Consider the following 25,024-nt stretch of genomic DNA (forward strand, 5'->3'; position numbering starts at 1 on the left):
CGTGATCTGTCGCCCAAATACTAAACAAAGCTTGTAAAGCCCCTACTATTAACGTTTTTGCGACATATTATTAACATCTTACAAGGAGAAAAAAAGCCATGAGCCAAATACACAAACACGACATTCCCGCAAACATTGCGGACCGTTGCCTGATAAGCCCGGAGCAGTACCAGGAGAAATACCAGCAGTCCGTTTCCAGCCCTGACGCGTTCTGGGGTGAACAGGGTCACATCCTCGACTGGATCAAACCTTATCAGAAGGTAAAGAACACCTCTTTCGCGCCGGGCAACGTCTCCATTAAATGGTATGAAGACGGCACGCTGAACCTGGCGGCGAACTGCCTGGACCGCCATCTTGCTGAACGCGGCAACGAAACGGCCATCATCTGGGAAGGCGACGATGCCTCTCAGAGCAAACACATCTCGTATAAAGAACTGCATCGCGACGTCTGCCGCTTCGCCAACGTGCTGCTGGCCCAGGGCATTAAAAAAGGCGATGTGGTGGCGATCTATATGCCAATGGTGCCGGAAGCCGCCGTGGCTATGCTGGCCTGCGCGCGCATCGGCGCGATCCACTCCGTGATCTTCGGCGGCTTCTCCCCTGAAGCGGTTGCCGGGCGCATTGTTGACTCGAACTCGAAGCTGGTGATCACCGCTGACGAGGGCGTGCGCGCCGGGCGCGGTATCCCGCTGAAGAAAAACGTTGATGAAGCGCTGAAAAACCCGAACGTAAAATCCATCAACAACGTCATTGTCCTCAAGCGCACGGGCGGCAAAATCGACTGGCACGAGGGGCGCGACCTGTGGTGGAGCGATCTGATTGAAAACGCGAGCGACCAGCATCAGCCGGAAGAGATGAACGCGGAAGATCCGCTGTTTATCCTGTATACCTCCGGCTCCACCGGTAAGCCGAAAGGCGTGCTGCATACCACCGGCGGCTATCTGGTTTATGCGGCCACCACCTTTAAATACGTCTTCGACTACCATCCCGGCGACATCTACTGGTGTACCGCCGACGTGGGCTGGGTCACCGGTCATAGCTACCTGCTGTACGGCCCGCTGGCCTGCGGCGCAACGACGCTGATGTTTGAAGGCGTACCGAACTGGCCGACCCCGGCGCGTATGTGCCAGGTGGTTGATAAGCATCAGGTCAACATTCTCTACACCGCGCCAACGGCGATCCGCGCGCTGATGGCGGAAGGCGATAAAGCCATCGAAGGGACCGACCGCTCTTCCCTGCGCATCCTCGGCTCCGTGGGCGAGCCGATCAACCCGGAAGCCTGGGAGTGGTACTGGAAGAAGATCGGCAACGAGAAGTGCCCGGTGATGGACACCTGGTGGCAGACCGAAACCGGCGGCTTCATGATCACCCCGATGCCGGGCGCCACACAGCTGAAAGCCGGTTCGGCCACCCGTCCGTTCTTCGGCGTGCAGCCTGCGCTGGTGGACAACGAAGGCAATCCGCAGGAAGGCGCTACCGAAGGCAACCTGGTGATCGTCGACTCCTGGCCTGGCCAGGCGCGTACCCTGTTCGGCGACCATGAGCGCTTCGAGCAGACCTACTTCTCGACCTTCAAAAACATGTACTTCAGCGGCGACGGCGCGCGCCGGGATGAAGACGGTTATTACTGGATCACCGGACGCGTGGACGACGTGCTGAACGTTTCCGGCCACCGTCTGGGTACGGCGGAAATTGAGTCTGCGCTGGTGTCGCATCCGAAAATTGCCGAAGCGGCGGTTGTCGGCATTCCTCACAACATCAAAGGCCAGGCGATCTACGCCTACGTCACCCTGAACCACGGCGAAGAGCCGTCGCCAGAGCTGTATACCGAGGTGCGCAACTGGGTGCGTAAAGAGATCGGCCCGCTTGCCACGCCGGACGTGCTGCACTGGACCGACTCGCTGCCGAAAACCCGTTCCGGCAAGATTATGCGCCGTATCCTGCGCAAAATCGCGGCGGGCGACACCAGTAACCTCGGTGATACCTCAACGCTGGCCGATCCTGGCGTGGTGGACAAACTGCTCGAAGAGAAGCAGGCCATCGCAATGCCTTCATAATTTTTTCTCCCTCTCCCGTGGGAGAGGGCCGGGGTGAGGGCATCAGACCGCACCTTCCTCCCCTCACCCTCTCCCCACAGGGGAGAGGGGATAAAAACAAACCAACCTTACTTCTGGAGACTCTGTGATGAATAACGATATTTGTCAGCAGATAGAGAATAGTGCGCACTACAGGGAGCTCGTCGAAAAACGGCAACGGTTTGCCTTCATCCTTTCCATCATCATGCTGATTATCTACGTCGGCTTTATTCTGCTGATCGCCTTTGCGCCGCACTGGCTGGGCACCCCGCTGCATGAGGGTACCAGCGTCACGCGCGGTATTCCGATTGGGATTGGCGTTATCATCATTTCGTTTGTGCTGACGGGTGTGTACGTCTGGCGCGCCAACGGTGAATTCGATCGTCTTAACAGAGAAGTTCTGCGCGAGGTAAAAGCATCATGAAGCGAGTCCTGACGGCGCTAGCCGCCACACTTCCCTTTGCGGCACACGCGGCGGATGCCATTACCGGCGAGGTCCAGCGCCAGCCAACCAACTGGCAGGCGATTATCATGTTCCTGATTTTCGTGGTGCTGACGCTGTATATCACCTACTGGGCGTCGAAACGCGTACGCTCCCGTAACGATTACTACACCGCGGGCGGCAATATTACCGGCTTCCAGAACGGGCTGGCGATCGCGGGGGACTTTATGTCCGCCGCCTCGTTCCTCGGGATCTCCGCGCTGGTGTACACCTCCGGGTATGACGGCCTGATCTACTCCCTCGGGTTCCTCGTCGGCTGGCCAATCATCCTGTTCCTGATTGCCGAGCGCCTGCGTAACCTGGGACGCTATACCTTTGCTGACGTCGCCTCCTATCGCCTGAAGCAGGGGCCGATTCGCTCCCTCTCCGCCTGCGGTTCGCTGGTGGTGGTGGCGCTCTATCTGATCGCCCAGATGGTCGGCGCGGGCAAACTGATCGAGCTGCTGTTCGGCCTGAACTACCACGTCGCGGTGGTGCTGGTAGGCGTGCTGATGGTGATGTACGTCCTGTTCGGCGGCATGCTGGCCACCACCTGGGTGCAGATCATCAAAGCGGTCCTGCTGCTGTTCGGCGCCAGCTTTATGGCCTTTATGGTGATGAAGCACGTCGGGTTCAGCTTCAATAATCTGTTCACCGAAGCGATGGCGGTCCACCCGAAAGGAGAAGCGATCATGAGCCCGGGCGGGCTGGTGAAAGATCCGATATCCGCGCTCTCGCTCGGTCTCGGCCTGATGTTCGGTACCGCTGGCCTGCCGCACATCCTGATGCGTTTCTTCACGGTGTCAGATGCGCGTGAAGCGCGTAAAAGCGTCTTCTACGCCACCGGCTTTATGGGTTACTTCTACATTCTGACCTTTATCATCGGCTTCGGCGCAATCATGCTGGTGGGGGCAAACCCGGCGTTCAAAGACGCGGCGGGCGCGCTTATCGGCGGTAACAACATGGCGGCGGTGCATCTGGCCGACGCGGTGGGCGGCAACCTGTTCCTCGGCTTTATCTCTGCCGTGGCCTTCGCCACTATCCTCGCGGTGGTTGCAGGGCTGACGCTGGCCGGTGCGTCTGCGGTATCGCATGACCTCTACGCCAACGTCTTCCGCAAAGGCGCGAGCGAGCGCGATGAGCTGAAGGTCTCAAAAATCACCGTGCTGGTGCTGGGCGTGGTGGCGATCCTGCTGGGGATTTTGTTCGAGAAACAGAACATCGCCTTTATGGTCGGGCTGGCCTTCTCGATTGCGGCAAGCTGTAACTTCCCGATCATCCTGCTCTCCATGTACTGGTCAAAACTGACCACCCGTGGAGCGATGATTGGCGGCTGGCTGGGCCTGCTGACGGCGGTGATTCTGATGATCCTCGGCCCGACCATCTGGGTGCAGATCCTCGGTCACGAAAGCGCGATCTTCCCGTATGAATACCCGGCGCTGTTCTCCATTGCCGTGGCGTTTATCGGTATCTGGGTCTTCTCTGCCACCGATAATTCACCGGAGGGTAACCTGGAGCGTGAGAAATTCCGCGCCCAGTTTATCCGTTCACAAACCGGCCTGGGCGTTGAGCAAGGCCGCGCGCACTAAGCCTTTTCTCCCCGGTCGCTCTGGCCGGGGAGCTTAAAACATCACCCACGCCACCAGCGGTGCGATCAGCACCATCGTTACGCCCGAAAGCATCATCACCAGGCTCGCGACAACGCCCTCCTGCTGTCCCAGCTCGTACGAACGTGCCGTCCCCGCCCCGTGCGACGCCGCGCCAAACCCCGCCCCTTTCGCCATCCCTTCGCGAATGGAAAGCCGCAGAAACAGCACATCCCCCACTGCCATGCCGAATACGCCGGTGACGACCACAAACAGCGCCACCAGATCCGGCTGGCCGCCGAGCGGTTTGGCGGCTGCCAGCGCAAACGGCGTGGTCACCGAACGCACCGCCAGGCTGCGCTGGATTTCATCCGACAGGGTAAACAGCCGCGCCAGCCAGACCGAGCTGCACACCGCCACCACCGTCGCAGTGACGACGCCTGCGCTGAGCGACATCCAGTGGCGTTTGATAATGGCGAGGTTGTCATAAACGGGTACGGCGAAGGCAATGGTCGCCGGGCCGAGCAGCCACAGCAGCCAGTGGGATTCACCGATATAGTTCTGCCAGGAGATATGCCCGAAGACCAGCATCAGCACCAGCAGGATCGGCGTAAAGACCAGCGGCATCAGCGGCAGTGCGCGAAAGCGGCGATACAGACGCTTGTTGGCAAAGTAGATGACGACTGTCGCAATCAGGCACAGCACGCTTATCTGAAAGTTAGTCATGCTTCTGCCTGCTGATTTCAAAGCGATACACTTTATCCACCACCCAGGCGGTGGCGCCCAGCACCATCATCGTGCTCAGGGCGATAACCGCAAAGATGCGCCAGCCGTCGACCATCAGCAACTGGGCATAATTCACCACCGCCACCACGGCCGGCACAAAGAACAACAGCATCTCCGCCAGCAGCCAGCGTGCGCCGGCCCGCACCCAGCTAAGGGGCAACGCGCGACAGAGGATCAGCGTCAGCATCAGCACCATCCCCACCAGGTTGGCGGGTAAAGGCAGATGCAGCCAGTCGACAAGATATTCCGCGAAAACAAACAGTCCCGCGTAGAGCAGTACCTGAACCGGTACCTGGAGTCGTTGCACAACGGCAGGCGTAACACGGCTTAACGCCACGGCCATGGGGGTTTTCCTCAGAAATGAGACGAGGCGCCAGTATAGTGAGCGTACGGTATCGACTGAAATGAATTAAAATCATCGAAGGTATAGTTTCGAGGAATAATCATGGACATAAGAACGCTGCGCTATTTTGTCGAGGTGGTTCGCCAGCAAAGTTTTACCCGCGCAGCGGAGAAGTTATTCGTAACCCAGCCAACCATCAGCAAGATGCTGAAAAACCTCGAAGATGAGCTGAACTGTACCCTGCTGATCCGCGACGGGCGCAAGCTGCTGCTGACCGATACCGGTCGCGTGGTGTTCGAGCGCGGGCTGGCAATTCTGGCGGAGTTCCGCCAGCTGGAGGCCGAGCTTGGGGACATCAACCACCTGACAAAAGGGCTGCTGCGGCTCGGCATTCCGCCGATGGTCGGCATGATGATGGCCGGGCCGATAAGCCTGTTTCGCCAGCGCTATCCCGGCGTTGAGCTAAAAATTTCTGAATTTGGCGGCCTGACCGTGCAGCAGGCGGTGATGAACGGCGAACTGGACGTGGCTATGACCGCCCTTCCTGTGGAGGAAGAAAGCGGCCTGGCGACGCTGCCGCTGTTCAGCCACCCGCTGTGCGTGCTGGTGCCGCGCTCCGGCGACTGGCTGAAGATTGAATCAGTAAAACCCGAGCTGCTCGGCGAACACCCGCTGCTGATTTACAACGAAGATTTCGCCTTAAGCCGCCAGCTGATGGCGTTGTTTAACCAGCACAACGTGAAGCCTCGCATTGCGGTGCGCAGCGGCCAGTGGGATTTTCTGGCGGCGATGGTACAGGCGGGCGTGGGGATTGCCATTCTGCCGCAGCCGATCTGCGAGCGGCTGGATAAAAATACGCTGCGCTGGATCCCGCTGGAGAGCGACCTGCACTGGCAGCTGGGGATGATCTGGCGTGAAGGGGTCTATCTGTCGCACAGCGCACAGGCGTGGTTGCAATGCTGTGAGGGGTTTTGGGCCCCCTCACCCTAACCCTCTCCCACAGGGAGAGGGAACCGATCGAGCACGTAGGCCCGGTAAGCGCAGCGCCACCGGGCAATTACAGCGCTACTGATTCTCTATCAACAACGCTTCCAGCAGGTCCAGATCGTGCAGCAGCTTTTGCAGCGTCTCGTTGCTGATCTGCCGCGTCGCGCGCAGGTGATACAGCTCGGCACGCTCGGAGCGCAGCGCCGCCAGGCGGAAACGGCGTTCGAGGTTCTCTTCCTGCAACGAACTTTCCACGTCGTTACGTCCGTCAGCACGGCGACGCAAATTACCGATCACGCGTGAACTGACTTCCTTCAGCAGCTGGTTATCAATGTTCTCTTCGGCATCGGCGGCCAGACGCTCCTCCATCTTCTCGATGGCGACAATCGCCACTTCCGCCGTCGCCGCACGGGCAATCCGCTCTTCTTTGTGCTGCTGCGAGGAGTCCCCCGCGTCAATATGTTGCAGCAGAATCGGCAGCATAATCACGCCGACAAACAGCGAGAAGAGGATCACGCCCGCCGCCAGGAACACCAGCTCGTAGCGCGCCGGGAAGACGTCGCCCGTCGGCAGCAGCAGAGGAATGGAGAGCACACCAGCAAGGGTGATCGCCCCGCGAACGCCCGCGAAAGAGGCAATCAGCAGCTCGCGCGTGGTCCACGAGCCGAACTCCATCGGCTTTTTGGTCAGGAAGCGAACGCTGAATTTCTTCATCGTCCACAGCCAGCCGAAACGCACCAGCATCAGCGCAAGGTAGATGAGCACGATATCGGTAAACAGCATCCAGACTTCAACGTTTGGATCCGCTTCGGCCGCAATCAGCGAGGATTCCATAATGCCCGGCAGTTGCAGACCCAACAGCAGGAACACCATGCCGTTAAACACAAACTCGAGCATGGCCCAGGTACTGTTCGCACGCAGGCGCATCGCCAGCGGCGCGCGGCGCATTACGCCGGAGCGGGTGATGGTCATCCCCGCGGCTACCGCCGCCAGAATACCCGACACGCCGATGTGTTCGGCGATCAGGTAAGAGGCAAACGGCAGCAGGAACAGCAGGACGATCTGCGTAGCGGGTTCGTCGCCACCCCAGCGGCTGAGGAAGCGCAGCGAGCGTCCGTACAGCCAGCTCACGACGAAGCCCGCAAGGATACCGCCAATCGCCACCTTGAAGAATTCCAGGGTCGCGCCGCCGACGGTAAAGACCATGGTGCCCATGGCAACCGCCACGGCAAACTTCAGGGCGACCAGGCCAGAGGCGTCGTTCATCAGCGCCTCGCCCTGCAAAATGCCCATGATTTTCTTTGGAATACGCCCTTCGCCCACAATGCCGGACAGCGCCACGGCGTCGGTAGGCGACAGCACGGCGGCGAGCGCAAAGGCGGGTATGAGCGGGATCCCCGGTACGGCCCAGTAGATCAGAAAACCAATCCCGACCACGGTAACCACCACCAGCGCCAGCGCCAGGCCGAAGATCTCTCGCCCGTGCTCCAGAAATTCGCGCGTCGGCGTTTTCCAGCCATCGGCAAACAGCAGCGGCGGGATAAACAGCACGAGGAACAGTTCCGGATCGAACTCCACGTGCAGACCGAACGTCGGCCACGCCAGCAGCGCACCGATAGCTATTTGCATTAAAGGCAGGGGGACCTGGAAGGGCAGTACGCGTGTAACCACCCCGGATAATGAGACCACAAGGGTCATGATGAGTATTGTGAAGAAAATTTCCATGCGTTCCCTGTTTGCTGTGTTTCTTATATGCCAAACCTGAGGCGTCGTGCCTCTTATTCTATCCTCTCCAGAGTAACGTAAAAGGCAACAGGATGAGTCCTGAAAATAAAAACGGGCGGCCTGAGCCACCCGTTTTCGCATAAAAAGTCAATTCAGATGGCCCAACCGCCCGCGTAGAACGCGACCAGCGCAACGGCGATGACCACGGTCCCGATGTTCAGCTTGCGCCACTCACCGGAAACCAGACGCCCAATCACCAGCGAGGCGAAACCGATCATAATGCCGGTCACGATGTTACAGGTCAGCACGATGAATACCGCAGTGATCAGGCCGGACATGGCATCAACAAAATCCGCGAAATCGATTTTCGCCACGTTGCTCAGCATCAGCAGGCCGACGTACATCAGCGCAGGTGCGGTCGCGTAAGCCGGCACCAGATAAGAGAGCGGAGAGAGGAACAGGATCAGCAGGAACAGCACGCCAACGGTGATGGCCGTCAGGCCGGTTTTACCGCCTGCCGCCGTACCCGCTGCGGACTCAATGTACACCGCCGCAGGCGCCGCGCCCACCAGACCAGAGAAGACGCTGCTCAGGGAGTCGGTGGTCAGCGCTTTGCCGCCGTCAATAATCTGTCCGTCTTTATCCAGCAGGTTCGCCTGACCGGCCACCGCGCGGATGGTGCCGGTGGCGTCAAACACCGCGGTCATTACCAGCGCCAGCACGCTTGGCAGGATCACCGGGTTCAGCGCGCCCACAATATCCAGGCTGCCAATCAGGGAGTTGCCTTTGTCATCGCTCAGCGACGGCATGGCGAAAATCCCGGAGAAATGAACGGTCGGGTCGAAGATCAGGCCGACGATGGACACGCCGATAATGGTCAGCAGAATGCCGCCCGGCACTTTCAGTTTTTCCAGGCCAATGATCACCGCCAGACCCACCAGCGACATGATCACCGGGAAGCTCGCGAAGTTACCCAGCGCAACCGGCAGGCCGTCCAGCGGGTTCTTGATGACCAGACCCACGCCGTTGGCAGCGATCAGCAGCAGAAACAGGCCAATACCGATACCGGTGCCGTGCGCCACGCCCTGCGGCAGGTTGCGCAAAATCCAGCTACGAATGCCGGTCGCTGAAATCACGGTGAACAGCACGCCCATCAGGAACACGGCGCCGAGCGCTACCGGGACGCTGATATGCTGGCCCAGCACCAGGCTGAAGGCGGTGAACGCGGTCAGGGAGATGGCGCACCCGATCGCCAGAGGCAGGTTCGCCCACAGGCCCATCACAATCGAACCCACACCCGCAACCAGGCAGGTGGCAACGAAGACCGCCGCTGGCGGGAAGCCCGCTTTGCCGAGCATGCCCGGCACCACGATGACGGAGTACACCATCGCCAGAAACGTGGTCAGACCGGCAACAACTTCCTGGCGCACGGTGCTGCCGCGAGCAGAAATTTTAAACATGGCGTCAAGTGAACCGCCGGTACGCGCAGATGGCGTAGACATAGAAAACATCCCCTGAAAATTTTTATTGAAAGTCCGTAAGCGTGGTGGAGACTCCACTGCCAGCGAAACGTCAAATCCTTGTGCTGCGTTTGCGACGAAAGGGGCGTCACAAAAAAAGCAAACGTTTAGCTCCGCGCTTACAAAACGGGTAGTCAAATGTAGGCAAACGATTATCTAGCCTAATACCCGCCCTTTTCAACTGAACTTTCTCGTTTTTCGCTAAAATTGCCTCATGACGATGAAGAATTAAGCAGAGGATGCGCAAACGTTATCGTCCATGCGCAATTTCGTTACATTTCAGCCTTCACCGGGGATCGTCAGCGGGCCGCCTTTCGCAAGCGTTGTCTGCCAGCCCGGACGTGCCTCCACTCTCTGTTTCCACGCCGCTATGTGGTCGAGATTGTCGATGCCGCCTCTCGCCAGCAGGGCGAAGAGGGGAAAACTCATCTGGATATCAGCCATGGTCAGCGTGTCGCCGGCAAACCAGCTGTTTTCGGCAAGATGATCGTTAATAAAGCGCGCATGCGTTTCCAGCTGACGGTTGAGATACGCTTTTTGCACCCCCTGCCCCAGCGCCTTACCCAACGTGCGCAGGCCAAACGGGACGGGTGGTTTACCGAGGCTGTTGAATACCAGCTTCATTAACAGCAGCGGCATCAAAGACCCTTCGGCGTAATGCAGCCAGAAGCGATACTGCACTTTATGGGCGGGATCTAACGGTTTGAATCGTGACGCCGAATCGTACGTTTCCTGAAGATATTCCAGAATCGCGCCTGATTCGGCCAGCACCAGTCCGTTATCTTCCAGGACCGGGGATTTCCCCAGCGGATGCACTTTTTTGAGCGAATCCGGTGCAAGCATGGATTTTTCGCGCTGGTAGCGCACAATCTCATACGTCAGACCCAGCTCTTCCAGCGCCCAGAGGACGCGATGTGAACGAGACTGATTAAGGTGGTGGACCGTTAGCATGATGTTCTCCGGTGACTCATACTTTTTAACTATAGAAAACTGAACAACTTCACGAAAAAAATTCGGCTAAAATCTCACCGTCTCCGGTGGCAAAAACGGCGGCCGGGCATAGAATTAAAGTGTCAGTACAAACCGGAACCTCCTCCACAAGCTCGACACGAGGGGTACTGATGTCGGGGGAAACCCTCCCGTGAGCCAGCGGGATAGAGAGAAAGACAAAGACCGGAAAAAACTAAAGCGCCCTTAGTGGCGCTTTAGTTCTTTATGCTTGTTGCCGGGTGGCGGCTGCGCCTTACCCGGCCTACAAAACCGAGAGCGTAGGCCGCCGGGTAAGCGAAGCGCCACCCGGCAAACACCTCTCATTCCTCCTCCAGCAACCGCGCCCCTGTTCCCTGCTCGCCCAGCCTGTCACCCGGGTTACGCAGCGGACAATCGCTGCGTGATAAACACCCGCAACCAATGCAGCCGTCCAGCTCATCGCGCAGGGCCACCAGCGTGTGAATACGACGATCCAGTTCTTCACGCCACTGGGACGACAGCTGCTTCCACTCCTTCGCGCTCAGCGAGTGCCCTTCCGGCAATACGCCGAACGCGTCGCCGATGGTGGCCAGAGGAATGCCGATACGTTGCGCAATTTTAATGATCGCCACGTAGCGGAGCACATCGCGGGTGTAGCGCCGCTGGTTTCCGGCGTTACGGATACTTTTTATTAACCCTTTGCTTTCATAGAAGTGGAGCGCCGACACCGCCACGCCGCTTCGCTTAGCCACTTCACCGGGGGTTAACAGCGCTTTGATGCGCGGTAATCTCTTTTCCATAAAACCTCTTTACCTCAAGTTAACTTGAGGAATTATACTCCCCCGCAGAGAAAACGACGAATCAACCAGGACAGATGTCTCCACAGAGGGGTAACCTTATGTCGCATCAGCAAATTATTCAGACGCTTATTGAATGGATTGATGAACATATCGACCAGCCGTTGAACATTGATGTGGTCGCTAAGAAGTCGGGCTATTCGAAATGGTATTTACAGAGAATGTTCCGCACCGTAATGCATCAAACGCTGGGTGATTATATTCGCCAGCGCAGGCTCCTGCTGGCGGCGCAGGCGTTACGCTCAACGCAGCGGCCCATTTTTGATATCGCCATGGATCTGGGCTATGTATCGCAGCAGACCTTTTCCCGCGTCTTCCGCCGCGAGTTTGACCGTACGCCGAGCGACTACCGCCATCAGCTTAATTAATGCGTGTTAACGTAAGGGTTGCTGCTGCCAGGCCATAAATGCCTGGGGCGGCATCGCTTTCGCGAAGTGCCATCCCTGACAATACTGCACGCCACGCTTCAGCAACCAGCTCACCTGCTCCCCCGTCTCGACCCCTTCGGCAATGGTTTTCAGCCGCAGGCTTTGCGCCATCTCAATGATGTGCTCGGCGATAAGGTGGCTGGTGCTGTTGGTGGTTAAGGTATCGATAAAGGATTTGTCAATTTTCAGGATATCGACGTTCAGCGAATAGAGGTTATGCAGGTTAGAGTAGCCGGTTCCGAAATCATCAATCGCCACTTCATACCCCGCCTGGCGAAACGCCTGAATGACCGGCGTGGTTTTTGGCACGTCAATAAACCCCCGCTCCGTCACCTCAATTTTGATTTGCTGCGCGCGAACCGAGTAAAAGCGGGCTTTGTCGGAGATCAGGGCGATAAGACGAGAAGAGTGAAAATCCGACGCCGACAGGTTAATCGAGACATACAGATCGGGATGAGCGGCAAGAAAATGGCCCAGATCGCTGAACACCTCCTCCACGACGTAATCCGTAATGCGCTCAATCATCCCCTCTTTTTCTGCCAGGGGAATAAATTCCGCCGGGCTCATAACCTGACCGTTGAATCCTGGCCAGCGCAACAACGCCTCTGCCCCCACGCACTGGTTATTTTTAATATCAATAATGGGCTGATAATGGACGCACAGCTGGCGTTTATTCAGCGCCCGGTGCAGAAGTCGGCCAGGCGAATTGAATTCACGGTGTGTACGCGACCACACCAGCAGAATAATAATGCTGCATATTATCCCCAGCGGTAGCGTCAGGGTAGCCTGATGATAAAGCGTTTTATAAAAACGGGCGCTGGAGGTTGAAACGATGGCCGCAATCGGCCGCTGCCCGGATTTCACGATTGTATAAAAACGGTCATCTTTCTGAAAAGTCGTTTCCTGATGTCGAAGCATCGAATGCAATAAAGAAATATTGGCTTTCTGGCTTACAGAAAAAAATGCATTGCTGACGGTGTCATACACTCCCCACGACAGGGAACGATCGTCTGACATCACCTCACTGTACGAAAGCGGGTTGACCACTGCGACATAATTTCCGCGCTGCATATATATCATTTTATAACCATCAAAAAATGGTGTATCGCGAAAATAATAGATAGCAACGTCAGGTTTACGTGTGTAATTGGCAGCGGGGATGGTGTAAGGATGATCCGGCGTAAAAAGGGTCGAGCAGAGAAACTCCTGGCCTTCAGCATAAATTAAATCGGCAACAAAAAGACGACCGCGGGAAACGTTCAACATATATTGACGATGCTCCGGCGTACACACTTTACCCTGATATTTTTCCGCGTCTTCCCGGGCCAGATCAACCTGTTGAATAACCCGTTCAGTTTTGTTTAAAGCAAGTTCAGCAAACGTGCGCAGCTGGGCGCTGATTTCCGACACGGCTCTAAGCTGGGCAAACCATAGCGCAAGCATCACCGGCAGCATAACTACCATGATAATCCCGACCACTTTGAGCATGTTGCGCCGCGCGCTACGATTCATTTCCCGCTCTGTATCCCTGCATGTTGTACGCCTGTAGCAATGAAGACCGGCTGCTTTGATAAACAGGTGATTACGTTGCATGAATCATGGGAAGTTAGCAACTGACTTTTAGTATTAAAAATCCTAAAATTCGTGATGCCGATAATATTTTCCCGTAAGCCAAACTAAAAGTATTCATTTCGTTTCTGATAAGGAAAATAATTACCCGCGACAGGTGTGGAAAATTCGCTGGCTGAAATAGCCTGCTCTTTGTTCTTATGCTGATTTATAAATAATCAGACGCCAGGACCGTTTTTCCTCTTCCCGTACGCTTGGCGTCATATAATGCCTTATCGGCACGCATCAGTATGGCAGAAGTATCCCGTTGCCCCTGACAGACTTCAACCACCCCGGCGCTGAAGGAGAGTACCAGCGTTTTATCGCCCACACGCAGCGGTTTTGAGATCAGCGCGGCACGCAGCCGGGAAGAGAGCAACGTAGCGGCCATACCATCCGTGCGCGCCAGCAGAAGAACAAACTCTTCGCCCCCCACACGTCCCAGCGCCGACCCGGCCGGGCTCACCTCGCGAATACGGTCGCAAAAGTGGATCAATGCCGCATCGCCAACCTGATGTCCCCACCGATCGTTGATCTGCTTGAAGTAATCGAGATCGAACATCAGGAGACAGAAGTGGCTACTCACATCCTGCGGCGAACTGGCTGCCAGCGCCATTTTGAGCCGCTGTAAGATTGTCGAGCGATTCAGACAGCCCGTCAGATCGTCCGTGGTGGCTTTGACGGTCAGCTGCTGTTCTGCTTTTTTACGTTCGGTGATATCCAGGCCAATATTGAGAATGGAGTTATCCGGCAAAAGGATGTTTGACCAGAGAATGGTTAACTGCGTCCCGTCTTTACGCACCGGATGCCATTCGTACATATCCTTAAGTGGTGCGAAACGAACCGACTCCTGCACGCGCTGTCGCTCCTCAGGATCCGGGTAAAACAAGGCCAGCGGATCGGGGTGCTCGCCGATTTCAGTCATACTCCAGCCAAAGACTTTTTCGCATTCGGCATTCCACAATACACACCGGTTATGCCTGTCAAAGGCGTTCATTAATACCGGAGCACGTTCAAATAAGGTTTTATATTGCGTGACGACGCGCTGCATTTCCTGCGCCGTTTTTTCCCGCACGATGATGTCATCAAAATAATCTTTTAGCTTCTCAACCAATACCACCATAATATTTTTCAGTATCGGCAACGAGGTCAGTTTTTCATTAAAAGCCAAAAAGAAATAACCACTGCACTGTCTGCCATGCGCTGAGAGTTTACACAGTACGCCGCTTTGCAGCCGCGCATAGCCCGGGTGCTGAGGGGAAAATACCGCCCGGCCAATATGCGCTTTCCAGTAGATAACCCGCCAGGCGCGGTGATGGCGCTGCAACAGGGTGCTGGCAAGAAAATCCGCCACGTTGAAGGCGTGACACGTCACGTCGCCGGCACAAACCACGCGCGGCCCGTCTGCGGATTCGACACTGACCCACGAGAGATTTGCCCCCAGTGCGCTGTTGATAATTTCCAGCATTTCAACCGGCGAACATTGCGCGTTGAGTTGCGGCATCAGCTTCGCCAGGGCGTGCAGCGCCTGCATGCTGTCGTTAATAATCTCGCGTCTTTTTTCTTTCATTATCTTTTCGCAGGTCATTAATCGAGAGAGCAACCGCAATAATTCATATCTGAATAAAAGAATAAGACCACGAAATCAAAGAGCATGCTGAGTGTAAAACAAAGAATATAAAATCCAAAAAAGCCAAACAATTCAATGCGATGAATTATTTTTGCGGGTACATTTATTGTTCCACACAAGCATAATCCATAGATATACTGCTGTAAACGCTATACAGCCGATGGCGTTTTGCAAAGGTTTTGCTATCTGGATGAATTAAAAATAAAAATTCCGACCAGACGTCGTTCTGAGCGACGACGATATATTTTCCCCGGCAATAATCCCACTTTTACCTCACGCGGATACTGGCGAATAAAACAGCAAATGTGATATAGTTCACACATCTTATGTAACGAGAAACATTGTTTCATTCCAGTTCGTCTGTTTTGTCGAGGATGGGTTTTATGGCAACCATTACCACCAGCATGGTACTCCTGCGCTGGCCGTTGTTGAGCGCGGTTTTGATGTTCCTGGCCAGCACGTTAAACATTCAGTTCCGAAAGTCCGACTACGCAGGTCTTGCTGTGATTAGCACCCTGTTAGGGTTAGGCGCCGCATGCTGGTTCGCGACAGGTTTGCTTGGCATTACGCTGGTGGATATAGCCGCCGTCTGGGAAAACATTAAAGTGGTGATGGTTGAAGCCATGAGCCACACCCCACCAGACTGGCCGATGGTGATTACCTGATAGCCTGTTATAAAAAACCCAGACATTGTCTGGGTTTTTTGAGTTTCACGCGTCTGGATATCAGAACGGGATATCGTCGTCGAAGTCCATTGGTGGTTCGTTAGACGGTGCCGGAGCAGACTGCTGCTGCGGACGAGACTGCGCGCCGCCGCTGAACTGATTGCCGCCCTGCGGCTGCTGAGGCTGACCCCAACCGCCCTGCTGCTGGCCGCCACCTGCCGGTGCGCCGCCGCCCTGACGGCCACCCAGCATCTGCATGGTGCCGCCAACGTTCACCACCACTTCCGTGGTGTATTTTTCCTGACCGGACTGATCGGTCCATTTGCGGGTGCGCAGCTGGCCTTCGATATAGACCTGAGAACCCTTACGCAGATACTCACCGGCCACTTCAGCCAGTTTGCCAAACAGCACAACGCGGTGCCATTCGGTCTGCTCTTTCATTTCACCGGTCGCTTTATCACGCCAGGATTCGGAAGTAGCCAGCGTAATGTTGGCAACTGCGCCACCACTCGGCATGTAGCGTACTTCCGGGTCCTGGCCCAGATTACCGACGAGAATCACCTTGTTTACGCCTCTGCTGGCCATGTTCGTGTCTCCTGAATACGTTTCTTAATAGTGTAAACGCGCGAGTGTACCATTTCCATGCGACACTTTGATAGTTGCGTAGCATGTTCCAGAGTTCTCTCGCGGACTCGACATTGTTACACAGTGAATCAGAAAATGCATTCCAATACTGTATATTCAAACAGGTCATTTTGTGTCATAATTAGCCGTTTCTGACAGCCGTTTGTCCTTCAAACAAATCAGGCAATCCGTGTTCCAACCGGGAAAGGTGAATGGATAAGATCGAAGTTCGGGGCGCCCGCACCCACAATCTCAAGAATATCAACCTCATAATCCCTCGCGACAAACTCATCGTCGTGACCGGGCTTTCGGGGTCTGGCAAATCCTCACTGGCTTTCGACACTTTGTATGCCGAAGGACAGCGTCGTTACGTTGAATCGCTCTCGGCGTACGCGCGTCAGTTCCTGTCGCTGATGGAAAAACCGGATGTCGACCACATTGAAGGGTTGTCCCCTGCTATCTCCATTGAGCAGAAATCCACGTCGCATAACCCGCGCTCCACGGTCGGTACCATTACCGAAATCCATGACTACCTGCGTCTGCTGTATGCGCGCGTGGGCGAGCCGCGCTGCCCGGATCACGACGTCCCGCTGGCGGCCCAGACCGTCAGCCAGATGGTGGATAACGTGCTGTCGCAGCCGGAAGGCAAACGCCTGATGCTGCTGGCGCCAATCATTAAAGAGCGTAAGGGCGAACACACTAAAACGCTGGAAAACCTGGCAAGCCAGGGCTATATCCGCGCTCGTATCGACGGCGAAGTGTGTGACCTGTCCGATCCGCCAAAGCTGGAGCTGCAAAAGAAACACACCATCGAAGTGGTGATTGACCGCTTTAAGGTGCGTGAAGATCTGGCGACGCGTCTGGCGGAATCCTTTGAAACGGCGCTGGAACTGTCGGGCGGCACGGCGGTGGTGTCAGACATGGACGATGCAAAAGCGGAAGAGCTGCTCTTCTCCGCCAACTTCGCCTGCCCGATTTGCGGCTACAGCATGCGCGAGCTGGAACCGCGCCTGTTCTCGTTCAACAACCCGGCGGGCGCGTGCCCGACCTGTGACGGCCTGGGCGTTCAGCAGTATTTCGACCCGGACCGCGTGATCCAGAACCCGGAGCTGTCGCTGGCGGGTGGCGCTATTCGCGGCTGGGATAAGCGTAATTTTTACTACTTCCAGATGCTGAAATCGCTGGCTGAGCACTATAAGTTCGACGTTGAAGCCCCGTGGGCCAGCCTGAGCGCGAACGTACATAAAGTGATCCTGTTCGGTTCCGGCAAAGAGAATATTGAGTTCAAGTACATGAACGATCGCGGCGATACCTCCGTGCGTCGCCACCCGTTCGAAGGGGTGCTGCACAACATGGAGCGCCGCTACAAAGAGACCGAATCCAGCGCGGTGCGCGAGGAGCTGGCGAAGTTCATCAGCAACCGCTCCTGCGCCACCTGCGAGGGTACACGTCTGCGTCGCGAAGCGCGTCACGTGTTTGTCGAAAACACGGCACTGCCGACCATCTCAGAAATGAGCATCGGCCACGCGATGGACTTCTTCAACAACCTGAAGCTCTCCGGACAGCGCGCGAAAATCGCTGAAAAAGTGCTGAAAGAGATCGGCGATCGCCTCAAGTTCCTCGTGAACGTCGGTCTGAACTACCTGACGCTTTCCCGCTCGGCTGAAACGCTGTCTGGCGGTGAAGCCCAGCGTATCCGTCTGGCGAGCCAGATTGGCGCGGGCTTAGTCGGCGTGATGTACGTGCTTGATGAGCCGTCAATCGGCCTGCACCAGCGCGACAACGAACGCCTGCTCGGCACGCTGGTTCACCTGCGTAACCTCGGCAACACGGTCATCGTGGTCGAGCACGACGAAGACGCGATCCGCGCCGCGGACCACGTGATCGACATCGGCCCGGGCGCTGGCGTGCACGGCGGACAGGTGGTGGCGGAAGGGACGCTGAAAGACATTATGGCGGTGCCTGAATCGCTGACCGGTCAGTACATGAGCGGCAAGCGCAAAATTGAAGTGCCAAAACAGCGCGTGGCGGCGAACCCGGAAAAAGTGCTGAAGCTGACCGGCGCGCGCGGCAACAACCTGAAGGACGTGACCCTGACGCTGCCTGTCGGGCTGTTTACCTGCATCACCGGCGTGTCCGGTTCCGGTAAATCGACGCTGATCAACGATACGCTGTTCCCGATTGCGCAGACGGCACTGAACGGCGCGACGCTGGCCGAGCCTGCGCCGTACCGCGACATTCAGGGGCTGGAGCATTTCGACAAGGTTATCGACATCGACCAGAGCCCGATTGGCCGTACGCCGCGCTCTAACCCGGCGACCTATACCGGCGTCTTTACGCCCGTACGTGAACTGTTCGCCGGCGTACCGGAAGCGCGTTCGCGCGGGTATACGCCAGGACGTTTCAGCTTTAACGTGCGCGGCGGCCGCTGTGAAGCGTGCCAGGGCGACGGCGTAATCAAGGTTGAGATGCACTTCCTGCCGGATATCTACGTGCCGTGCGACCAGTGCAAAGGTAAGCGTTATAACCGCGAAACGCTGGAGATTAAGTACAAAGGCAAGACCATCCACGAAGTGCTGGATATGACCATCGAAGAGGCGCGCGAGTTCTTTGACGCCGTCCCTGCGCTGGCGCGTAAGCTGCAAACCCTGATGGATGTGGGTCTGACCTATATTCGTCTGGGGCAGTCAGCGACAACGCTGTCCGGCGGTGAAGCGCAGCGCGTGAAGCTGGCGCGTGAGCTGTCCAAACGTGGTACCGGTCAGACGCTGTATATTCTGGATGAGCCGACCACCGGCCTGCACTTTGCGGATATCCAGCAGCTGCTGGACGTGCTGCACCAGCTGCGCGATCAGGGCAACACCATCGTGGTGATTGAGCACAACCTGGACGTGATTAAAACCGCGGACTGGATTGTCGATCTCGGCCCGGAAGGCGGCAGCGGCGGCGGTGAAATCCTCGTCTCCGGTACGCCAGAGACCGTTGCAGAGTGCGAAGCCTCGCACACCGCGCGCTTCCTCAAACCGTTGCTGTAATCGTCACACGGAGAGCTGCTGTCGGATCGTTTCCGGCAGCAGTTCAACCGCCTGTTGATACGACGCATCCACCAGGTAGTAAATTTGCGAATCTGGCAGCGAGCCGTCGAGAAACACCGTACTCCAGTGCGCTTTATTCAGATGCTTACTTGGCCTGACATCATCGTGCTGCTGGCGCAGTAAGTCGGCCAGTTCCGGACTGGTTTTCAGTGATGCCGCAGGCCGCGCATCCACCTCTTTCACCATCGCGAACAGCACATCACCCACTTTGATCTGCGTGGCTTTCCAGTCGCTGTGAACGCTTTGTTCCGCACCCGGCTTGTTCATGCAGTACTGAAGTATCTCCGAAATTGTCATCTTTATTCCCCTTGTAGCGTTGCGATAATTTTACGCGAACCACCGTGAATGCGATGTTCTCCCAGCCAGATCCCCTGCCACGTTCCCAGCTGTAGCCGTCCGTTGTGGACCGGCAGCATCAGCGAGACGCCCAGCAAAGAGGATTTGATGTGCGAAGGCATATCGTCCGCCCCCTCGTAATCATGCTCATACGGGGCGTTATCCGGGACGGTTTTCAGAAAATGCCGCTCCATGTCAGACCGGACGGTGGGATCGCAATTTTCATTGAGCGTGAGAGAAGCAGACGTGTGCTGAAGCAGCAGATGCAGCAAACCCGTTTTGACGCGCGACAGGTCGCGGATTTGCCCGATGACTTCGTCCGTCACAAGGTGAAATCCGCGTGGTTTTGCGCTTAAGGTCAGGGTCTGTTGATACCACATGTGCTGCTCCATTATGAAAGGTGAATCTTTCTAAGTGTGCAGCAAGAAAGCGAAAGGTAAAACCCGCGCGGCGAGATTTGCTTAAAAAAGCATTCACCCCGCCGTTAATGCGTCAGTATTCAGAGTTAACGATCACCTCTTCACCAAATTTTCCGGCCATCGGCAGCGGTCGATAGGTAGAGTTCGAGGCGCGTAACACCCTGATGCCTCTGGCTCCCACGTCGTGCGCCGCGGTGATGTCGTTATCTGAATCACCGTAGAACACTTTGATATTTTTCTTTTCCAGCCACTGGGTTTTGGTGTTTTGCCCTTCCTGGTCCCCGGCAAAAATGACCGGGTTCATGCTGGCCGCTGGGATCAGGAAATCATCCTGTAGCGTTTTCGAGACGGTTTCGGTTTTGGTCTGGCTACGTCCGGTCACGAAATAAATGCTGTCGCCGCGCTTTACGTGCATGGCGATCAGCGCGCGAGCAACCTCTTTCGGGATACTGAACTCATCCCAACCGTTGTTCATCTTTTCCCAGAATTCCGGGTTTTTCAGATAGGCTTCGCTGTCCGGGGAGTACGTTTTTTTGCCGCGCCAGAAACCGGGGCTGGAGAAGAGAACGGTATCGTCAATATCGAAGCCCACGGCCATCGGCGGGCGACCCGTCAGGCTGTTTTCGATTTGTGCCACTGAAACCCAGTGAATGGGAGACTGTTCAGCAAGAATGGCGGCGGTGGTGCCGGTGTAAAGCGGCGTGGGTGCAGAAGCCCGCGCAACAACGGTGCTATTAAGCGAGAACAATAAGCAGGCGGCGCTGAGCGCCAGTGTGATCTTGCGCATATTTTCCCCTGAATATTCAGTTTGTTATCTTTTTATTTTGAGCGGATGGTCAAAAAACTATCCGACCATAACCCCAGCGGGAGGGGAAGGAAAGGAGTTTTTACTTATGGAGCTGAATAAAAAGAAGACGATCACAAAGCGCAGAAGAAACGTGTAGGTCCGGTAAGCGAAGCGCCACCGGGCAATGACTGACACCGACGCGAACAAAAAAGCCGGGTGGCGGCTGCGCCTTACCCGGCCTACATATAGTATGCAAGTAAGTGAATGCTTACATTACGGATGCAAACGCCTGCGCCACGCGCTGGACGTTGCTGGCATTCAGACCCGCCACGCACATACGGCCGCTGGCGATCAGGTAGACACCGAACTCTTCGCGCAGGCGATCGACCTGCGCTGCGCTCAGTCCGGTGTAGCTGAACATCCCGCGTTGCTTGAGAAGATAATCAAAGTTATGCCCAGGCACGGCCTCTTTCAGGACGTTAACCAGCTCCTGACGCATCGACAGGATGCGCTTACGCATCGCTTCCACTTCCGCAAGCCAGGACGCTTTCAGCGTTTCGTCACCGAGAACTGTCGCCACCACCTGCGCACCAAAGTTCGGCGGGCTGGAGTAGATACGGCGGACCGTCGCTTTCAGCTGACCGAGTACGCGTCCCGCGGCTTCGGCGTCTTCACATACCACGGACAGACCGCCAACGCGCTCGCCGTACAGGGAGAAGATTTTTGAGAACGAGTTGCTGACCAGAGCGGGAAGCCCCGCGCTGGCAATCGCACGAATGGCGTAGGCGTCTTCCTCCATGCCCGCGCCAAAGCCCTGATAGGCAATGTCGAGGAATGGGATCAGGTTGCGCGCCTTAAGCACCTCAATGACCGCATCCCACTGCGCATTGGTGAGGTCTGCACCGGTCGGATTATGGCAACACGGATGCAGCAGCACGATGCTGCGCTCCGGCAGGGTGTTCAGTTTTTCCAGCAGCGCGTCAACGCGCACGCCGTTGGTTTCGCTGTCGAACCACGGATAGGTCGATACCTTAAAGCCCGCGCCCTCGAAGATCGCAACGTGGTTTTCCCACGTCGGGTCGCTGACCCACACGCCGGAATCCGGGAAGTACTTTTTCAGGAAATCTGCGCCTACCTTCAGCGCACCCGAGCCACCCAGCGTCTGGATAGTCGCCACGCGCTTTTGCGCGAGCACCGCGTGGTCCGCACCAAACAGCAGCGGCGCGATAGTGTTGCGGTAGGTGTTTAATCCTTCCATCGGCAGATAAAGCGAAGCACCGTGCGGGGTTGCGTTCAGACGCGCTTCAGCTTCGGCAACGGCTTTCAACTGAGGAATGATGCCGTCTTCGTTGTAGTAAAGACCAATGCTGAGGTTCACTTTGTCGCTGCGAGGATCTTCTTTGAAACGCTCCATCAAGGAGAGAATAGGGTCGCCGGCGTAGGCGTCTACTTTCTGAAACACGCGATGTTCTCCGGATTATTATGAGGCAGGGAATTCAACAATAAACCGGAAGCGGAAGAAGATCGAGGGGATGTTAACAGAAGCGGGATGCATCGCATCCCGCTGATGCTTAGTCGACGTATTTCATCGCGACCCTTGAGGTAAGACGCGTGATAAGTTCGTAAGCACTCACTTTTGTTATTTCAGCAATACGTTCTACCGGCAGGCCTTCGCCCCACATCACCGCATCGTCCCCCGCTTTATCCTGCGCGTCGGGCCCCAGATCAACACAAATCATGTCCATCGCCACGCGGCCGACAATCTTTACTTCGCGACCGTTGACCAGCACCGGCGTGCCCGTTGGTGCGGCGCGGGGATAGCCGTCACCGTAGCCCATCGCCACCACGCCAAGACGCGTATCGCGCTCGCTGATCCAGGTGCCGCCGTAACCTACCGGCTCTCCCGCTTTGTGCTCACGCACGGCAATCAGCTTTGAAACCAGCGACATCACCGGCTTAAAGCCAAAGTCCGGCCCCCAGGGTTTGTTCTCCAGCGGCGAAACGCCATAAAGAATGATGCCCGGACGCGCCCAGTCGAAATGCGACTGCGGCCACAGCAGAATACCGCCGGATGCCGCGATCGAGCGCATCCCCGGTTTGCCTTCGCAGAAGGTGTTGAAGATATCAAGCTGCTGTTCCGTTGCGCCGCATTCAGGCTCATCGGCGCGGGCAAAGTGGCTGACGATGTTCACCGGCTGACGCACATTTTTGCACTGACACAGACGCTGATAAAACGCCTCCGCGCTTTCCGGCCGCACGCCCAGACGGTGCATGCCCGTATCGAGCTTCATCCAGACGGTGACCGGCTCGCTCAGCTCAGCCCTTTCCAGCGCGGCCAGCTGTTCTTCGTTATGCACCGCCGTGTGCAGGTGCTGATCGGCAATGGTCGGCAGGTCCGAGGCTTCAAAAAAGCCTTCAAGGAGCAGAATCGGTTGCGTAATTCCACCTGCGCGCAGGCGGAGAGCTTCTTCGAGACGGGCGACGCCAAAAGCGTCGGCATCGGGGAGCGTTCGCGCGGTCTCAAGAAGACCGTGTCCGTAAGCGTTCGCTTTCACGACTGCAACGAGCTTACTGGCGGGCGCCAGTTCTCGCAGACGTTGCAGGTTGTGTCGCAGAGCGCGGCGGTTAATCACAACAGTTGCCGCTTGCATTTGAATTCCTTAGAAATTACTCATCATCATATTGAGGACCGGCATAGTTGTCGAAGCGCGACCACTGGCCGTTAAAGGTCAGACGTACCGTACCGATGGGGCCGTTACGTTGCTTACCAATAATAATTTCGGCGATCCCTTTCAGATCGCTGTTCTCGTGATAAACCTCATCACGGTAGATGAACATGATTAAGTCGGCATCCTGCTCAATGGAGCCGGATTCACGCAGGTCGGAGTTGACCGGGCGCTTGTCTGCACGTTGTTCCAGAGAGCGGTTAAGCTGCGACAGCGCCACCACCGGCACGTGCAGCTCTTTGGCTAACGCCTTGAGCGAGCGGGAAATCTCGGCAATCTCCAGCGTACGGTTGTCGGAAAGCGACGGGACGCGCATCAGCTGAAGGTAGTCGATCATGATGAGGCCGATGCCACCGTGTTCACGGGCGATACGGCGCGCGCGGGAGCGCACTTCCGTCGGCGTCAGGCCGGAGGAGTCATCGATATAGATGTTCCGTTTTTCCAGCAAAATCCCCATTGTGCCGGAGATCCGCGCCCAGTCCTCATCGTCCAGCTGGCCGGTACGGATGCGGGTCTGATCCACGCGCGACAGGGACGCCAGAGAACGCATCATGATCTGTTCAGAGGGCATCTCAAGACTGAAGATAAGCACCGGCTTATCCTGCAACATCGCCGCGTTTTCGACGAGGTTCATCGCAAATGTCGTTTTACCCATCGACGGACGCGCCGCGACGATAATCAAATCCGATGGCTGAAGACCTGCCGTTTTCTTGTTGAGATCGTCATAACCGGTGTTCACCCCCGTCACGCCATCGTGCGGCTGCTGGAAAAGCTGCTCAATACGCGCAACCGTGGCGTCGAGCACGTCGGCGATGTTTTTCGGGCCTTCGTCTTTGTTCGCACGGCTTTCGGCGATTTTAAAGACGCGGGATTCCGCCAGGTCGAGCAGATCTTCGCTGGTGCGCCCCTGGGGATCGAAACCGGCCTCGGCGATCTCATTCGCCACCGAGATCATCTCGCGGACAACGGCACGTTCACGGACGATATCAGCGTAAGCGCTGATGTTCGCGGCACTTGGCGTGTTTTTTGACAGTTCCGCCAGATAGGCAAATCCGCCGACGCTGTCGAGCTGACCCAGACGCTCCAGCGATTCTGCGAGCGTAATCAGGTCAATCGGGCTGCCCGACTCCTGCAACCGCGCCATTTCCGTAAAGATGTGGCGGTGGGGGCGGGTATAGAAGTCTTCCGCGACAACGCGCTCGGCGACGTCGTCCCAGCGTTCGTTATCCAGCATTAAACCGCCCAACACCGACTGTTCCGCTTCAATCGAGTGCGGCGGGACTTTTAACCCGGCGACCTGATAATCACGCTCACGAGGTTCAGTCTGTTTGTTGAAGGGTTTGTTTCCTGCCATAGTGAATGGAGTTACCGAGATAA

At 56.5% G+C, this 25,024-nt stretch carries 22 protein-coding genes; 7 read left to right on the forward strand and 15 right to left on the reverse strand.

Annotated features, from left to right (window positions below):
• Positions 1-98 precede the first annotated feature (98 nt).
• The 3 genes from acs (at position 99) to actP (ending at position 4,145) form a co-directional block, all read left to right on the forward strand.
• Positions 99-2,057: an acetate--CoA ligase gene (gene acs, locus ACOTW6_RS17310; RefSeq protein ID WP_040117094.1), complete on the forward strand. Its 1,959-nt coding sequence runs from the start codon at positions 99-101 to the stop codon at positions 2,055-2,057.
• 127 nt (positions 2,058-2,184) lie between these two features.
• Entirely contained in the window at positions 2,185-2,499 is a 315-nt protein-coding gene (locus ACOTW6_RS17315; protein ID WP_017382635.1) for a DUF485 domain-containing protein, read from the forward strand.
• Positions 2,496-4,145 (forward strand): cation/acetate symporter ActP, encoded by a 1,650-nt coding sequence (gene actP, locus ACOTW6_RS17320; RefSeq protein ID WP_213789378.1) that lies wholly within the window; start codon positions 2,496-2,498, stop codon positions 4,143-4,145. The genes ACOTW6_RS17315 and actP overlap by 4 nt, the downstream gene beginning before the upstream one ends.
• 33 nt (positions 4,146-4,178) lie before the next feature.
• Here the strand turns inward: actP and ACOTW6_RS17325 are convergent, their stop codons facing one another.
• Both ACOTW6_RS17325 and ACOTW6_RS17330 read right to left on the reverse strand, forming a co-directional pair.
• The gene (locus ACOTW6_RS17325; protein ID WP_121478511.1) at positions 4,179-4,868 is read right to left on the reverse strand and encodes an LrgB family protein; all 690 of its coding nucleotides are present in this window, start codon (positions 4,866-4,868) and stop codon (positions 4,179-4,181) included.
• A complete protein-coding gene (locus tag ACOTW6_RS17330; RefSeq protein ID WP_023302931.1) occupies positions 4,861-5,271 on the reverse strand; it encodes a CidA/LrgA family protein in 411 nt (136 codons plus the stop codon). Before ACOTW6_RS17330 ends, ACOTW6_RS17325 begins: the two co-directional genes overlap by 8 nt.
• A 102-nt stretch (positions 5,272-5,373) precedes the next feature.
• Here ACOTW6_RS17330 and ACOTW6_RS17335 point away from each other — a divergent pair, with 102 nt between their 5' ends.
• The gene (locus ACOTW6_RS17335; protein WP_180243890.1) at positions 5,374-6,261 is read left to right on the forward strand and encodes a LysR family transcriptional regulator; all 888 of its coding nucleotides are present in this window, start codon (positions 5,374-5,376) and stop codon (positions 6,259-6,261) included.
• 75 nt (positions 6,262-6,336) lie between these two features.
• Here ACOTW6_RS17335 and ACOTW6_RS17340 read toward each other — a convergent pair whose 3' ends face one another.
• The 4 genes from ACOTW6_RS17340 to soxR all read right to left on the reverse strand — a co-directional run bounded on the left by ACOTW6_RS17340 (position 6,337) and on the right by soxR (position 11,272).
• Positions 6,337-7,983 (reverse strand): Na+/H+ antiporter, encoded by a 1,647-nt coding sequence (locus tag ACOTW6_RS17340; protein ID WP_003860270.1) that lies wholly within the window; start codon positions 7,981-7,983, stop codon positions 6,337-6,339.
• A gap of 152 nt (positions 7,984-8,135) precedes the next feature.
• Positions 8,136-9,485: a guanine/hypoxanthine transporter GhxP gene (ghxP, locus tag ACOTW6_RS17345; RefSeq protein ID WP_006810466.1), complete on the reverse strand. Its 1,350-nt coding sequence runs from the start codon at positions 9,483-9,485 to the stop codon at positions 8,136-8,138.
• A 297-nt stretch (positions 9,486-9,782) separates the two neighbouring features.
• Positions 9,783-10,454 (reverse strand): glutathione S-transferase family protein, encoded by a 672-nt coding sequence (locus ACOTW6_RS17350; protein ID WP_017694715.1) that lies wholly within the window; start codon positions 10,452-10,454, stop codon positions 9,783-9,785.
• Positions 10,455-10,813: 359 nt separating this feature from the next.
• Positions 10,814-11,272, reverse strand: a complete 459-nt coding sequence (gene soxR, locus ACOTW6_RS17355; protein ID WP_062933756.1) for a redox-sensitive transcriptional activator SoxR — start codon at positions 11,270-11,272, stop codon at positions 10,814-10,816.
• Between the two features lie 98 nt (positions 11,273-11,370).
• Here soxR and soxS point away from each other — a divergent pair, with 98 nt between their 5' ends.
• A complete protein-coding gene (gene soxS / locus ACOTW6_RS17360; protein WP_003860277.1) occupies positions 11,371-11,697 on the forward strand; it encodes a superoxide response transcriptional regulator SoxS in 327 nt (108 codons plus the stop codon).
• Positions 11,698-11,703: 6 nt separating this feature from the next.
• Here soxS and ACOTW6_RS17365 read toward each other — a convergent pair whose 3' ends face one another.
• The gene (locus ACOTW6_RS17365) at positions 11,704-13,269 is read right to left on the reverse strand and encodes an EAL domain-containing protein (protein WP_213789377.1); all 1,566 of its coding nucleotides are present in this window, start codon (positions 13,267-13,269) and stop codon (positions 11,704-11,706) included.
• A 265-nt stretch (positions 13,270-13,534) separates the two neighbouring features.
• Positions 13,535-14,935, reverse strand: a complete 1,401-nt coding sequence (locus tag ACOTW6_RS17370) for a diguanylate cyclase (RefSeq protein WP_213789376.1) — start codon at positions 14,933-14,935, stop codon at positions 13,535-13,537.
• A gap of 443 nt (positions 14,936-15,378) precedes the next feature.
• Between ACOTW6_RS17370 and ACOTW6_RS17375 the strand changes: the two genes are divergently transcribed.
• Complete coding sequence (locus ACOTW6_RS17375; RefSeq protein ID WP_003860282.1) at positions 15,379-15,660, forward strand: YjcB family protein; 282 nt, start codon at positions 15,379-15,381, stop codon at positions 15,658-15,660.
• 60 nt (positions 15,661-15,720) lie between these two features.
• Here ACOTW6_RS17375 and ssb1 read toward each other — a convergent pair whose 3' ends face one another.
• Entirely contained in the window at positions 15,721-16,245 is a 525-nt protein-coding gene (gene ssb1, locus ACOTW6_RS17380) for a single-stranded DNA-binding protein SSB1 (RefSeq protein WP_003860284.1), read from the reverse strand.
• A 251-nt stretch (positions 16,246-16,496) separates the two neighbouring features.
• Here ssb1 and uvrA point away from each other — a divergent pair, with 251 nt between their 5' ends.
• On the forward strand, positions 16,497-19,319 hold the full coding sequence (gene uvrA, locus ACOTW6_RS17385) for an excinuclease ABC subunit UvrA (RefSeq protein ID WP_421766270.1): 2,823 nt from the start codon (positions 16,497-16,499) through the stop codon (positions 19,317-19,319).
• A 3-nt stretch (positions 19,320-19,322) separates the two neighbouring features.
• Here the strand turns inward: uvrA and ACOTW6_RS17390 are convergent, their stop codons facing one another.
• The 6 genes from ACOTW6_RS17390 to dnaB all read right to left on the reverse strand — a co-directional run bounded on the left by ACOTW6_RS17390 (position 19,323) and on the right by dnaB (position 25,001).
• Positions 19,323-19,676, reverse strand: coding sequence for an MmcQ/YjbR family DNA-binding protein (locus tag ACOTW6_RS17390; RefSeq protein WP_045141430.1), 354 nt, complete (start codon positions 19,674-19,676; stop codon positions 19,323-19,325).
• A gap of 2 nt (positions 19,677-19,678) precedes the next feature.
• On the reverse strand, positions 19,679-20,095 hold the full coding sequence (locus ACOTW6_RS17395; protein WP_032672110.1) for a secondary thiamine-phosphate synthase enzyme YjbQ: 417 nt from the start codon (positions 20,093-20,095) through the stop codon (positions 19,679-19,681).
• 112 nt (positions 20,096-20,207) lie between these two features.
• The gene (aphA, locus tag ACOTW6_RS17400; protein WP_213789375.1) at positions 20,208-20,921 is read right to left on the reverse strand and encodes an acid phosphatase AphA; all 714 of its coding nucleotides are present in this window, start codon (positions 20,919-20,921) and stop codon (positions 20,208-20,210) included.
• 268 nt (positions 20,922-21,189) lie between these two features.
• Positions 21,190-22,383, reverse strand: coding sequence for an aromatic amino acid transaminase (gene tyrB, locus ACOTW6_RS17405; RefSeq protein WP_103269691.1), 1,194 nt, complete (start codon positions 22,381-22,383; stop codon positions 21,190-21,192).
• Between the two features lie 109 nt (positions 22,384-22,492).
• Positions 22,493-23,572: an alanine racemase gene (alr, locus tag ACOTW6_RS17410; protein ID WP_047052071.1), complete on the reverse strand. Its 1,080-nt coding sequence runs from the start codon at positions 23,570-23,572 to the stop codon at positions 22,493-22,495.
• Positions 23,573-23,588: 16 nt separating this feature from the next.
• Positions 23,589-25,001: a replicative DNA helicase gene (gene dnaB / locus ACOTW6_RS17415; RefSeq protein WP_003860298.1), complete on the reverse strand. Its 1,413-nt coding sequence runs from the start codon at positions 24,999-25,001 to the stop codon at positions 23,589-23,591.
• Positions 25,002-25,024: the final 23 nt, after the last annotated feature.

Source organism: Enterobacter cloacae complex sp. IR5403 (assembly GCF_049238705.1).
GTDB classification, from domain to species: Bacteria; Pseudomonadota; Gammaproteobacteria; order Enterobacterales; family Enterobacteriaceae; genus Enterobacter; species Enterobacter hormaechei_C.